This is a genomic window from Halopseudomonas sp. 4NH20-0008, assembly GCF_057548395.1.
Window position 1 is genome coordinate 54,542 of record NZ_BAAJMD010000014.1, and the last position, 12,623, is coordinate 67,164.

The following is a 12,623-nucleotide window of genomic DNA, read 5'->3' on the forward strand; positions in this document are numbered from 1 at the left end:
CCAGGCTTACAGGCTGGTAATCAAAATCAGCCGGTCACCGTCCAGCAACTTCAGCGGAAGCGCGCGCTCGGGATTCAATTGCAGACGATGCCCTCGGTCGTCCGCACTCTGCCGGTAAACGCCCAGGGCCGTCTCACCATGGAGTGCGGCGACCTCCTGCAAATCGGCAAAGGTCGTAATGCTGTGCATGGGGTAATCGTTCTGGCTGCGATAAATGATTTCTGCGCCGCCAACGGTAAACAGCTCCTCGAAGACCAGGCTCAGTTCGCGACGCTGGGCAATCTGGGCCATCAGGTGGCTTAGAATCATCGGACTGATAATGCTCTCGCCACGATTACGTACCACCAGTGCGGCGTTGGCCGGGTCACTCAGCTCGAGCAGTAACTGTGGACGCCGCTCAGCACCCTTGAGCGCTTCATCGATAACCATATAGCCGACCATGGCGCGTGCATCAGCTTCCTCGCCACTGTCGAGCATGTCGCTGGATACCAGCACAATACTGTCCCACTGACGTTCCTGAAGCACGCTGGGCAGCACGCCGTCGAGCATGAAGTCCGCCTGAACATGCTCGCAGACCATCTCATGGGTCCGCTCGCTATACCCGGATAACGCCTCGGCCTGGACATACTGGTCCTGGGTGGACAAGAGCTTGAGCCTGAAATGGTAGTCGGCATAGCTGGCCAGCTCATCAATCAAAGCGGGAATGCGCCGGTTCCAACCCAGAATCAATACGTTCTGTTCATGCTTGCCATTCACCGGTGGCCGTTTACCTGGATTCAGCACGCGCATGCGGTTGGCGGCAGTAACCTCACCATTCGGGTCGGCATCCTCATAGCCCCGGGCCAAGATCACCAGCTTGTCACCGGCTTCCAGTTCGGCAGCCAGTGAAGCATTGAGCATTACCGTCCAGCCCGTCTCACAGGGTCGCAATATCCCGCAGACAACCGCCTTGGGGCAGCGACTGGCTATTTCACCCAGGCTCAGGCCCTGCAAGCCATCTGTCGAGCGCACATAGAATTCATTGCCCGGTTCAACCGACATCACCTCACCAAAGAGTTCAGGCAGCCCTGGATGAATGATCGACTGCGTCAACAGGCGGCTGACAATGGCATCACTGGCGAGAATCTCCAATGGGCCGGGGTAGGCTCGCCTGAGAATGCTGTCTTTACGGCTATCCTCGATTTCAGCTACCACATAGGGCAAAGGATGACCGCTAGACTGGCCTTGGGCCTGCAAGGTAAGTAGTGCCTTGATGGTTTCCATATCGCCTGTGACCAATGGATTTCCGGCTTGCGATCCCCCCGGTATCAGTACTACCGCAGCTTGCATGCAAGCCACGCGATGCAGCGCTTCGGGGTGCAGCGACGTACCGGAGCGTAAAATGATATTACCCCTGGCCCGCCCAATTCCGGGCATATCGCGCAATTCATGCATGCGCGCGGTATTCACTTCATCCGAGAGTATGACCAGCCGCAGCCGCTTGGCCTCTCGCGCCTTGAGCAGGCGTTGTATGCCGCCATGCTCGTCGAGTATTTCGCGGACCAACGGCAGGGTGCGGTTGGTCCAGCCGAGAATGACTACATGATTGCGAATCGTCACCGGGGTCAACCCCTGCTCGAGCGTGGTCATGCTACTGATCAGCCATCGGGTCATGATGGCCACCAGCGTGCCCATGAAGACGACATAGCCCATGATGGTCAGCGCCGTTGAGACGATCCGTCGCCAACTGCCTTCATCATCGCCGAGATACCCGGGGTCGGTAAGGCGCAGGAACGCCCACCAAATGGATTCGGCCAAGGTCATTTCATGGGATGCCGCCGGCCATACCAGCCAACCACCGACTAACGAAATCAAACCGATGAACACCGCGACCACAAGTAGCTGGTAATGAGCCCCCTTGACCAACTGCCGCTCCAGCACATAGCGCACACGCCCGATCAAGGTAAATGGCAACATGGTTGTTCTCTCATTGGACATTGCATGCAAGCCTACCCAAAGCCTGTTAAATTGACCATCAGACTGTGTCACCAGCGTGATTCAAGTAACACCAATGGATAACCTGCAAAACATAATTGGTTTGATACTGGCAATTCTTTACTGGCTGCTTACCGCTGCAGTCACCCTGCGGGTCGTCACCCAAAGGCGGCCGGTCAGTGTCACTCTGGCCTGGCTGCTGGTGATTTACATTCTGCCACTGCTGGGCGTGATCCTGTATTTGCTGATTGGCGAACTGAATCTTGGCCGTACACGCGCAACGCGAGCCCAGGCCATGGTTGAACCTTATCTGGACAATCTCAACCTGCGGTTTGGCAACAAGCACATCCCCCATCCAGGCGGTCAGATTGCCTATGCCGTCCATCAACTCTTGGCGACTCGCGTCGGAATAGGCGCGCTGGGCTATTCTCAAATGGAGATTCTGGACAGCCCGTCGCAGATTTTTGATCGCATGCTTGATGATATTCGCAAGGCGCAGCAGAGCATCCGGATAGAGAGTTATATCTGGCATCCCCGTGGACGCATCAATCAGGTGTCAGAAGAGCTGATTGCTGCCAGCCAGCGTGGCGTGCGGGTATCGCTGTTGATCGACCACGCTGGAAGCCGGCGTTTTTTTCGTTCGGCATGGCGCAAGCGCATGGTTTCCGCTGGCATTGAGGTTGTCCCAGCCCTGCCCGTTCGGCTGATGCGCGCCCTGATCCACCGCATCGATCTGCGTTTGCACCGCAAACTGCTTATCGTCGACGACCAGATTGCTTACACCGGATCGATGAACATGGCCGATCCGGTGTATTTCAAGAAAGGCTCGCGCAGTGGCCAGTGGGTCGATGTCATGTTGCGCCTGGATGGCCAAGCCGCGGCAGGGCTGGCCAAGGTGTTTTCCTGGGATTGGGAGGTAGAGACCGGTCAGCGCCACTTGCCTGAGCTGTATTCAGCGCCTGAGGCCTGTGACAAGTGGTTGTCTGTCATACCCTCAGGACCAGGCGTTGGGGAGGATCTGATTGGCCAGGCCGTGTTATCCAGCATCTACCGCGCCAATCACAGCATTACCATCAGTACACCCTACTTCGTTCCATCCGAAGCCATCTTTGATGCGCTCTGCCAAGCCGCCAAGCGCGGGGTTTGCGTGCGCATACTGCTGCCACGGCGCAATGACTCCCTGATGGTGCGCTGGGCCAGTCGCTCCTACTACCAGCTTTTGCTGGAAGCGGGAGTACAGATTTTGCAATTTGATGGCGGCCTGCTGCATGTCAAAGCCATGCTGATGGATGAAGAGCTGGCCCTGGTTGGTAGCGTCAATCTGGATATTCGCAGTCTGCAATTGAATTTCGAGCTGACCGTTGCGCTGTTCGATAAGTCCGGCTGTTTGCGTATCAGCGCACTCCTTGAGCGCTATGCAGCGCAGTGCGAACCCCTTGTGCTGGAACGTTGGCAACAACGCTCCAGGCTTTCCCGCATGATCGAGCGCATGATGTTTTTCATGAGCCCGCTGCTGTGACATCTATGGCTGATCTTTATCATTCTATTAAATGAGACTTGTTCTTATTTAGCCGCAGTGCTAGATTTCAAATGCGACTAATTATCATTTAATGCGGAGACATCCATGCGTATTCTTATGCTACCCGTAACCCTGACTGCCGCACTCATGAGCGCATCCATGGCCATGGCCACTGATGTCGATCACTATCGAGGCGCATCCGCAGACACCCTTGAGCAGGCGCTTGCTAACCTTGAGGAGTACAACAAGCGACTTGCCACCCTGCTGCAGGGCGAACTGGACAATACGGCCCTGACCGAGGTTCATGAGCTGACCTACACACTTGAGAATGCGCTGGAAAAAATCCGCGATGAGGGTGCCGTCCTGGCCGCACGTCTGGAAGACGTTCACAAGGCCTCTGAGCGCTATGATGCCGTTGCTGTAAAGCAACAGGGCGATATCTATCTTGATACTTCCAGAGCCCTGTTGAACCGGTGAGTCAAAGTTGCTCCTCAATCGGTAACCAGCCCAACAGCCACGTGATGAAACGCCGGGTTGGGCTGGCCTCCGGCTCACGCTTGAGCCGTTCGTCATTCCCCAACCAGCGAATCTGATTATCCCTGTTCAAACGCAATGAATAGGCATAATCCTGGGCCGTCCATCGCTGGAATAAGTCCGAGAGTTTGCTGGCCAGCTCAGGCTGGTAAACCATAACGCCGGCTTCGGTATTCAAGCTGATTGAGCGCGGATCCAGATTGATCGAGCCAACAAAGACCCTGTCACGGTCAAACACAAAACTCTTGGCGTGCAGACTGGCCAAAGAGTCGCCTAAAAAGGGACTGGCTTCCTCCTGCCTGACGGCCATTGGCTGCAACTCCCAGAGCCTGACGCCGGCTTCAAGCAACGGTTGACGGTATCGCGCATAATGGCTGTGTACTGCTAACACATCGGTGGTTGCCAGTGAGTTGGTCAGGATCGAGACGTCAGCACCGCGTTGACGTAGATCAAGCAGCAACTGCACACCCTCATCACCAGGAATAAAGTAGGCTGAAATGATCAGCAATTCTGCTTCAACTTCCTGGGCGTGCTGCACCAGGCGCAACCCTAGATAGGGGACTTCGCTCTCATCCGCACTGGCCTCAGCCTTGGCCGGCGGATCAGCCATCCAGTCCGCTCGACCCCAGACCAGGGGTAACTGCCCTCTTACCAACAGGTTGCTGAATCGCGAGTCTGCAACCGCTTTCAGATACGGCTGCTGCATCAATTGTTCGCGGCGGGTTACCAGCAACTCCTGCATACCCGGCAACCGATAAACCTCGGCATCGGCGTGAATGACCTTGACCGGTATGGCGTTGACGCTGTTCCAAAAGGCATCAAAGCTGGATGAGGCCGCCGCACTGACGGGGCCAACACCAAGAATGTCTATATCCTGGAAATCACGTTCACTGAGCGTAAAATACTCATCACCAATATTGCGCCCACCGGTGATCAACGCGAGGTTATCAATCAGCAGGAGTTTGTTGTGCATGCGGTTATTGATGCGTCCAAACTCCAGCACCTTGCTCGGAAACTTGAACAGGTCATGGCGCAAGCTGACAGGGTTGAACAGACGTACTTCTATGTTCGGATGTCGATCCAGGGTAGCCAAAACACGATCGGACATACCGCTGCCGATATCGTCCAGCAGCACCCTGACGCGCACACCGCGCTGCGCGGCTGCAAGCAGACGTTCGCCGATCAGCAGGCCAGTGGTATCAGGAGCATAGATGTAGTACTGCAAATCAATACTGCTCTGAGCCAGATCAATCAGCAGCAAACGAGCTGCCAGGGCATCAGCGCCGGTTTCAAGCAGCATGAAACCGGACTGATCAGCCGCGTTGGCCGGCTGTTTCTTGACATAATAATTGAGCAGCCCTTCCTCAGTCGGCGGCAAGGCCGAACTAGCAGGATGGTCATGCTCCGGTAACGGTGTTGCGCACCCGGCAAGCAGGATAGTCATCAGGGCAACAAGCCTGGTTGGCACTAAGCGCATCAGAAGCATGATTATTCTCGTTATGGCCCACGGGCTGCGGCGTCGAGCATAACACCTGCAGCCAAAAGCCTTCTGATTACTCCGTCACAACCAATTGATATTCCATGCGCCGCGTACCGCGCGTGTGTACCACGACGTAGCCCTGGGCAGAGGGCGTAAAGCCTTGCGTCAAGGCCGCGCTGTACAAGGCACGCCAGGAGGACTCGGCATCCCCCTTTAACGGATCATGTTCGACTTGCAGCACCGTCTGGGCAGGCTTGCTGAACACCTGATTGCTGCCACTCGCCTGACTGATATCACCACTGACCGGGAAGCTGACAATCATGGGTAAGCTGTCAGGCGTCACCTTTTGCAGATCATCAAACACCAGCGTCAACGGGCCGGTAATCCGCAACTTGGCGCGGCGAACCGCCGCGGTGCCGATATTGGTGGCAACCCGGCCCATACGTGCCTGCATGTCTGACGGACTCATGGTCATTGACCGACCGTAGAACTGGGTCGGCTCAAGCTCTCTGAGGGTAATTTTGTAGTCGACACCGTCGTCGCGAATGGTCAGCACATCACCAGCGCGAATATTCACAACCGGCTGGCGTGTAACGGGCGGCGGCGTATACACCGAGGCGCACAACGGACCTGTCAGCGAGGTCAATTCAGCCGCTGACAGTTGGCCATTGCCATCCAATGCACTGCATACCTGCTGATGATAGCCGTCCCAGGCCTGGGTCGCGGCACCGGCAGACAACAACAGATTGATGACTTGCGCATCGGCATTGGCCGCTGCCAGCAGCAGAGCGGTCTGTCGCCCCAGTGCGGCCTCCTTGCGATCTGGCCCACCCACGCCCATCAGCGGCGCACGGCGTGTTTCGGCGTGCACATCCGCTCTGCCTGCCAGCAGTACCCGAGCGCTCTCTGCCTGGTTCAACTGTACGGCAGCCATCAACGGCGTTTTACCCCAGTCGTTGCTGGCATTCGGGTCAAAACCCTCCTGCAGTAACAGGGCAACATTGGCTGGCGACATGATCGCCGCCATCAGCGCCGGGCTATTGTCGGGCCCCTGCCCTCTGGCTGGACCAAAGGTGCGGGTTTCATAATTGATGAAATCACGGATCACATGGTTGGGTGCATTATTCAGCAACACACTGTAAAGCGTCGCAAAATTGCGTCCGCGCTCAAGTTCGCCGGCCGCCGGCGCTACGGAAAAGCGCGGCCGGTAACTGGCGTTAGCCGCCAGGGGAAGGTCTGGCACGCTATCCGGAGATGCCAGATTTTCCATGGTGCGGGCAAAGGTCTCATGGAACAGTATGTCCGCTGCCGCTCGCGCCTGATTATTGTTCAAGCCTTGAGCCAGATACATTTGCACCAGTTCATTGTGCGCAGGCTGCAACATGGGCATGACACGGCGATATCGTGTCTTGTTTGCATGATTGCGCTCGGACCAGTTGAAGAACGCATCCATTGCCTCATCGTTGCGCTTGCGCAGTGCGGCCTCGCGACCATAACGGCTTAACGCGTCAGCGCCCAGCAACGGCAGGTTAAGCAAGGTCCATTGACGCTCTTTCCAGGTCTGGAAGTTATCGCGCCGCTCATGCTGGGCAAAACCGGGTAATGGGTCTCCCGCTATCGCATCCAACTCGCCCTCGAGCGCCGCATAAGACGGCATGCCAGCAAGCGTGTTGGTACGTGGCGGCGTCAGGTAGGTTTGAAACAGACACAAGGGTTCAAGGCTCTGTCCGCGCAGCGCATAGATGCCACTGAAGGCCGATTCACCGCGTGCTGCGGGTGAGTAGAAGCCCCAGGTTTCGTTGACCATCAACAGCGTGCGACCATCCTTGCTGAAGACATCGATGGAAGCATAGTCGCCGGTCTGCGATGAGGACGCATGGGCGCGCCCACCGTAGTTGGGCAATTGCGCAACCCAGACTGGCAAGGTCCGGTCATCCATGATCACCTGGCCATTGACACGCAATCCGCGTGCGCGAATCTGGTAACCACCAAAGGGGCCGGCGTCATGAATCTCGACACGCACCTCGTTGCCATCGACCTGCGCGCTGCTGCTCGGGCCATTAATTCCGGCAAGCGGCGTAACACCCGGCAAACGGGCCGGAACAGGCTGGCCGTTAACAACCAGGTCGCGGCTCAAATCATTACCCATGGCAGCACAAAAGGTCGGGTCACGACTGTCAACCAGACGGTACTCGACATAGGCTGAATAGGCATGCTGTTCGGTTTGACCTGTTGGTTGCCCCTGTGGCCAGCCGCTCAGGTCGCGGATGCGCTGTCGGTACAGGCTGTGCAAACAGGCAGTCGAATTGGCATCTGGCACCGTCTGGGTGCCAGACTCATCCGTCAGCCCACATTGGGCGGCTCGACTGAGCAGCCACTGCCGGTGATTGGCCTCAAGCAGCAAACTGCCTGCCAGATCCAGGGTGCGCAAGCGTTGGCGTTGCAACTCGACCAACTCACGATCCAGGCGGGACAGGTCATCGCTGGCACAGACCTGACGATGCACCGCCGGCAACGCACCACCACACTCAAAACTGGCACGGGTCTGCGCCCGAACCTCTTGCAGTCTGGGGGTAAAGTCATGGAACTCCTGAGGACCTGGAACCGGCGCGGCACAGGCACTGAGCAGCGCGACCAACGAGGCCAGCAGGGTAATCTTGGAGCCTGATTGCAAGGACATGGGCGGCATTCCTGATAATTATTTTATGAAAATGGTCGTGCCATAAATCACATACTGGCTCGCGCCTTGATTAGGTGGTGGCGGAAACGGACCCGCCTGCTGAATGGCTCGTTCAGCTTCAGCATCCAACAACTCGTCACCGCAACGGTCAATGCTGTAGGACAGCATCCTGCCCTGCGCATCAACGGTTATTTCATACGGGATATAGCATTGACGCTTGAAGTCATTGGGGTCTCCCCTGTAGCCCGGAGGCGGCGCATAAACTGAGCCTTCGGGGCGGCGAACCTGGGCGATCACCCGATTCTTGACCGTATCCGAATAGCCCGAGGGCGCCATTCGCGCACGGGTTGGCGCATCAGCTGGCGGCGCAGGTGGTGCCTGCCAGTCGTTATTGGCGCCAAAAGCATGCACCGGTGGCCCCCCAGTCGGTCTGGGTGGCGGCGAAGCAACACGCGGCGCTGGTTGCGGGCGGGGCTGAACCGGCTGGGGTTCGGGCTCTACCTCAGGTTCGGGTTCAGGCTCGGGCTCGGGTTCGGGTTCGGGCTCCGGCTCTGGCTCGGGCGGCAGCTCCACCATTTCAATGGCAACGACCGTCGGCTCTTCTACCATCGGCTGGGAAAATCGTCCACTCAGCAACCAGGCCAGCAAGGCTGCGTGGAACAGCACCGAAAGCAGAATGACGCCCAGCCGTACCGGCCAGTTGTTCTCTGTCGTCGGATGCGTCATCAGGGCTCCAGCTCTTCCGAGGCAACAAGGCTGATCCGAGTGTAACCGGCCTTCTGCAGGGTATTCATGACCCGCATTAGCGTGCCGTAATCCACCGCCTGATCACCACGTAAAAACAACCGGGTATCTGCGCGCCCTGCCGTCACGCCCCTGACCAGACCTTGCAAATCAGCCAATGCGACCGCCTGCTCACCCACAAATAACTGACCGTCGGCCTGCACGCTGACATAGATAGGATCCAGTGGTGGTGGTGCTGGAGACGCCGCGTTACTCGGCAGGTCGACCGGGACATCTACCGTCGCCAGTGGCGCAGCAACCATGAAGATGATCAGCAATACCAGCATCACATCAACAAAAGGCGTGATATTCATCTCGGCGTTTTGCTGGTAGTTATGCCGTTTGACCATGGGTCCGGAGTTGAATTGAATGCCCATGGTTATTTGGCCTCATCCAGCTTGCGCGATACATCGGCAATCATTTCCGCTGAAAAATTGTCCAGCGCGCCAACGAAGCCATTGATGTCACGGGCAAACTTGTTGAAGATCATCACAGCGGGAATGGCTGCAAACAGACCCAGAGCGGTAGCCAGCAGCGCCTCGGCAATCCCCGGCGCAACAATGGCCAGACTCGCGGACTTCATCGTGGCGATGCTGGCAAAGCTGTTAAGAATCCCCCACACCGTGCCGAACAGACCAATAAAGGGTGCAGTTGCACCTATGGTTGCCAATACACCCATCATGCTGCCGAGACGGGCCAGGTCACGTTCCTGAACAATGCTCGAGGTCAGCGACATGCGCTGCAGCAGGCGGTTGATTTGATCGGCATTGGCCTCACGGCGCCCGAAATGGCCAACCTCGGCCTGAGCCACTTTCCACATCCGGCCCATGGCACTGTTATCTGCCAGATCTTGAATAGTGGGACCGTCACCCTGACGGAAAGCCTGCAAAAAGCGGCTGTTGGCGCGGCGGGCACGGGCAAAAACAATGAGCTTGTCCAGTAATACAGCCCAGGTCAGCAAGGAGCAGAACACCAGGAAGATCATCACCGCCTTGACCACCATGTCAGCCTGCTCAAACATTTCCCGCACACCAAAGCGTTCCGGCTCAACAAAGGTCGCGGTCTCGGCAGCAGCCGATTCATCCGGCGTTTGTGCCGAATCCGCTGTATCAGTCGCAGCGCTGGTCTCAGGCGCTGGCAATGATGCGTCCTCAACCGGGGTCGAGTTCTCCGTGGGTTGTTCAGCGCTGATAGCCGGCGTGGCCGGGTCAGACTCCACTTCGGCCATGACCATACTGGTGGTCATGCCGGTCAACCCCATCAGGGCCAACAGAGCCAGCAGGCGCAGACGGGTCTGCCAGCGGGCGGTGGTAATGCGAACTGTTGTGATATCCATATAAACCCCGAGCATCAATTGTTGTTGGTTTAGGTGTGGGTAGTGGTTTTTTCTTCGTTCGATTCCAGCGAACTGAGCGCAAGAATCGAGTGCAGGGCCGCAACATAACTGGCAAAAGCTTCGCGACCACGGGCACTCAGGCAAACGCGGGTGCGGGGCTTTTTACCGGCAAAATCTTTTTTGATACGCACATAGTTGGCATTTTCCAGGGTACCCAGATGGGCGCCCAGATTGCCGTCAGTGGCCTCGACTATGGCTTTCAGTGCAACAAACTCCAACCACTGATTACCCGGCAAGGTATTCAGCGCGGCCATGATCTTCAGCCGTATCGGCTGGTGGATAATTTCGTCAGGGGTTTGCATGTTCAATGGCGCCGCAACCAGAGGCCGAAAATCAGGAAGGTGCCGCCATAGGCAAAAGCCATCCACCACCAGAAATACGGCAACAACAGGAGATAACCTACCAGGCACAGACTCGCAACCAGCAAGCCGATCAGAATGTAGCGCGACCGAAACTGCACGCCACGCAAAACATAGAGGGTAGATACGAACATGGGGCTGATGAGCGCTGACTGCTCAGCCGTGATCGGCTGCATAAGAATGGTCATGCCGACGTAAAACACAATAATCGCGCCGATCAGCGACAAATAGCGCCAGCCAATACCCGGGATACCGGTATCGGCATGCACGGCCATGAAGACACCCAACGCCAGCGCCAGTGCAATGACCATGAACCAGATGAGTAAGATAAAGCCGGGGAACAGTGCTGTCAGTACAAAACCGATAATGTGTGCCGTGCCCCAGAGAATCAGCTGATTGGATTCAGCCTGGTAATCCTGAAAACCGGCAGCGCGGGCTTTGATTGCATCTATCGCGCGCAGCGCCTGAGCGGCTTCTTCAGCGGATGGGGACATGGGCAGTCTCGATCTTTGTATTTATATTTGTAAAGTACTCTATTCAACAGAGGAGACAAAAACAAGTGCCTATGGGCAATTTGCCATGCATCAGGTGGCGGACAATTGCGTGACTGTGGGGCAAAAGGCTGATCTGTCCTGGCCTGATGGTATGGGCCACTAGAATGCGACAGAAACGGGACTGCGGGTGAACAACCTGCGCGGGGGATGTGTCCGCTTGCGCCTGAAGCCGGCCAAGCGGACAAGCGGACAAGAAAGAAGAACCAGAATAAACAGTCAGCGCTAAAATTTAACCAATAATGCCGTACTCACCACCCCGCTCCAAGGCGCGTTTGTAGGCATCGCGCGCATGAATTCGCGCAAGAAAGCCCATCAGATTTGGCCACTTGTCATCCAGCCCGCCGCGGGCGGCTGCGGCTTCCAAGGGAAAGCTCAACTGAATATCTGCGGCTGTTATTTCGTCACCGGCAAACCAGCCAGTTGCAGCCAGCTCCTGTTCCATATAATCCAGATGCTGCTTGATCTGAGGCTCAATAAAATTGCTTTTGACCTGACGCGCAATACCCCGGGCAAAGGGCTTGGCAAAAAACGGCATAGGTGCCGTTTCAACCCGGTTGAACACCAGCTTCATAAGCAGGGGTAACATCGCCGAGCCTTCCGAGAAGTGCAGCCAATAACGGTACTTCAAACGCGCGGGTGAGCCTGGAGCTGGCACCAGCCGGCCTTCTCCGTAGGTATCAACCAGGTATTCGACAATGGCACCGGACTCAGCGACGGTCAGGTTGCCATCAGTGATCACCGGCGATTTGCCCAGTGGATGAATCGCCTTGAGTTCAGGCGGTGCCAGCATGGTCTGGGGATCTCGCTCGTAGCGCTTGACCTGATAATCCAGGCCCAGTTCTTCGAGCAACCAGAGTATCCGTTGCGATCGGGAGTTGTTCAGGTGGTGAACTGTAATCATGCTGGAAACCGCCTCAAGATAACCTGTGATGAGACAGACTATGCCACACTCTCAACCTGACTGATGAGCACCTGAGGCACAATCTCGGTGTAATTGGGCATATCCTCGGCAAAGCGTCCGGCATGCGGGGCAAAGGCCTGTTGAAAGTCCTCCAGCGTGGCAAAGTACAGATGCGCCACGGCAACAAAAGGCGCAGCCGAGCCCGGTGCACCACCAGCCAGCCCCTTGTCTACTTCGGCCTTGAGACAGGCCGCGCCGAGGGCGGTGACAACCATAGGCATGTGGTTGTTCAGATAATAAGCCATATCAAAACGGGCGTTGGGTGTTGACGGATACAGCACACTGGCCTTGATCATGTTCTTGTCTCTGTGAGTAGGTAGAGTTGAAAGATTACAACGGATTTCCCGTTCAGCACGGGATCATGTCGATATGGGATAATCCAA

Annotated in this window: 12 protein-coding genes; 2 read left to right on the top strand and 10 right to left on the bottom strand. The window is 56.7% G+C overall.

The window, feature by feature from the left end:
* Window positions 1-6: 6 nt before the first annotated feature.
* The gene (locus AC27HQ_RS13985; RefSeq protein WP_487156799.1) at window positions 7-1,956 is read right to left on the bottom strand and encodes a CASTOR/POLLUX-related putative ion channel; all 1,950 of its coding nucleotides are present in this window, start codon (window positions 1,954-1,956) and stop codon (window positions 7-9) included.
* A gap of 94 nt (window positions 1,957-2,050) precedes the next feature.
* On the opposite strand from AC27HQ_RS13985, the gene cls reads away from it, so the two are divergent.
* Window positions 2,051-3,493, top strand: coding sequence for a cardiolipin synthase (gene cls / locus AC27HQ_RS13990; protein WP_487156800.1), 1,443 nt, complete (start codon window positions 2,051-2,053; stop codon window positions 3,491-3,493).
* Window positions 3,494-3,598: 105 nt separating this feature from the next.
* Entirely contained in the window at window positions 3,599-3,970 is a 372-nt protein-coding gene (locus tag AC27HQ_RS13995; protein ID WP_487156801.1) for a DUF6746 family protein, read from the top strand.
* A 1-nt stretch (window position 3,971) separates the two neighbouring features.
* Here the strand turns inward: AC27HQ_RS13995 and AC27HQ_RS14000 are convergent, their stop codons facing one another.
* The 9 genes from AC27HQ_RS14000 to AC27HQ_RS14040 all read right to left on the bottom strand — a co-directional run bounded on the left by AC27HQ_RS14000 (window position 3,972) and on the right by AC27HQ_RS14040 (window position 12,536).
* Window positions 3,972-5,471, bottom strand: a complete 1,500-nt coding sequence (locus tag AC27HQ_RS14000) for a phospholipase D family protein (RefSeq protein ID WP_487156802.1) — start codon at window positions 5,469-5,471, stop codon at window positions 3,972-3,974.
* Between the two features lie 109 nt (window positions 5,472-5,580).
* Window positions 5,581-8,187 (bottom strand): ankyrin repeat domain-containing protein, encoded by a 2,607-nt coding sequence (locus tag AC27HQ_RS14005; protein WP_487156803.1) that lies wholly within the window; start codon window positions 8,185-8,187, stop codon window positions 5,581-5,583.
* An 18-nt stretch (window positions 8,188-8,205) separates the two neighbouring features.
* On the bottom strand, window positions 8,206-8,913 hold the full coding sequence (locus AC27HQ_RS14010; protein ID WP_487156804.1) for a TonB family protein: 708 nt from the start codon (window positions 8,911-8,913) through the stop codon (window positions 8,206-8,208).
* Entirely contained in the window at window positions 8,913-9,347 is a 435-nt protein-coding gene (gene exbD / locus AC27HQ_RS14015; RefSeq protein WP_487156805.1) for a TonB system transport protein ExbD, read from the bottom strand. Before exbD ends, AC27HQ_RS14010 begins: the two co-directional genes overlap by 1 nt.
* Before the next feature lie 2 nt (window positions 9,348-9,349).
* Complete coding sequence (locus AC27HQ_RS14020; protein ID WP_487156806.1) at window positions 9,350-10,306, bottom strand: MotA/TolQ/ExbB proton channel family protein; 957 nt, start codon at window positions 10,304-10,306, stop codon at window positions 9,350-9,352.
* A 29-nt stretch (window positions 10,307-10,335) separates the two neighbouring features.
* Entirely contained in the window at window positions 10,336-10,668 is a 333-nt protein-coding gene (locus AC27HQ_RS14025; RefSeq protein WP_487156807.1) for a winged helix-turn-helix domain-containing protein, read from the bottom strand.
* 2 nt (window positions 10,669-10,670) lie between these two features.
* On the bottom strand, window positions 10,671-11,219 hold the full coding sequence (locus tag AC27HQ_RS14030) for a hypothetical protein (RefSeq protein WP_487156808.1): 549 nt from the start codon (window positions 11,217-11,219) through the stop codon (window positions 10,671-10,673).
* Between the two features lie 289 nt (window positions 11,220-11,508).
* Window positions 11,509-12,180, bottom strand: a complete 672-nt coding sequence (locus AC27HQ_RS14035) for a glutathione S-transferase family protein (protein ID WP_487156809.1) — start codon at window positions 12,178-12,180, stop codon at window positions 11,509-11,511.
* A gap of 38 nt (window positions 12,181-12,218) precedes the next feature.
* On the bottom strand, window positions 12,219-12,536 hold the full coding sequence (locus tag AC27HQ_RS14040) for an EthD family reductase (RefSeq protein ID WP_487156810.1): 318 nt from the start codon (window positions 12,534-12,536) through the stop codon (window positions 12,219-12,221).
* Window positions 12,537-12,623: the final 87 nt, after the last annotated feature.

Excerpts from the sequence above, each read along its gene's own strand:
- AC27HQ_RS14000 (WP_487156802.1), bottom strand. The coding sequence starts at position 5,471 with ATGACTATCCTGCTTGCCGGGTGCGCAACACCGTTACCGGAGCATGAC.
- AC27HQ_RS14040 (WP_487156810.1), bottom strand. The coding sequence starts at position 12,536 with ATGATCAAGGCCAGTGTGCTGTATCCGTCAACACCCAACGCCCGTTTT.
- AC27HQ_RS14035 (WP_487156809.1), bottom strand. The coding sequence starts at position 12,180 with ATGATTACAGTTCACCACCTGAACAACTCCCGATCGCAACGGATACTC.
- exbD (WP_487156805.1), bottom strand. The coding sequence starts at position 9,347 with ATGGGCATTCAATTCAACTCCGGACCCATGGTCAAACGGCATAACTAC.
- AC27HQ_RS14020 (WP_487156806.1), bottom strand. The coding sequence starts at position 10,306 with ATGGATATCACAACAGTTCGCATTACCACCGCCCGCTGGCAGACCCGT.
- AC27HQ_RS14010 (WP_487156804.1), bottom strand. The coding sequence starts at position 8,913 with ATGACGCATCCGACGACAGAGAACAACTGGCCGGTACGGCTGGGCGTC.
- cls (WP_487156800.1), top strand. The coding sequence starts at position 2,051 with ATGGATAACCTGCAAAACATAATTGGTTTGATACTGGCAATTCTTTAC.
- AC27HQ_RS14005 (WP_487156803.1), bottom strand. The coding sequence starts at position 8,187 with ATGTCCTTGCAATCAGGCTCCAAGATTACCCTGCTGGCCTCGTTGGTC.
- AC27HQ_RS14025 (WP_487156807.1), bottom strand. The coding sequence starts at position 10,668 with ATGCAAACCCCTGACGAAATTATCCACCAGCCGATACGGCTGAAGATC.
- AC27HQ_RS13985 (WP_487156799.1), bottom strand. The coding sequence starts at position 1,956 with ATGTTGCCATTTACCTTGATCGGGCGTGTGCGCTATGTGCTGGAGCGG.
- AC27HQ_RS13995 (WP_487156801.1), top strand. The coding sequence starts at position 3,599 with ATGCGTATTCTTATGCTACCCGTAACCCTGACTGCCGCACTCATGAGC.
- AC27HQ_RS14030 (WP_487156808.1), bottom strand. The coding sequence starts at position 11,219 with ATGTCCCCATCCGCTGAAGAAGCCGCTCAGGCGCTGCGCGCGATAGAT.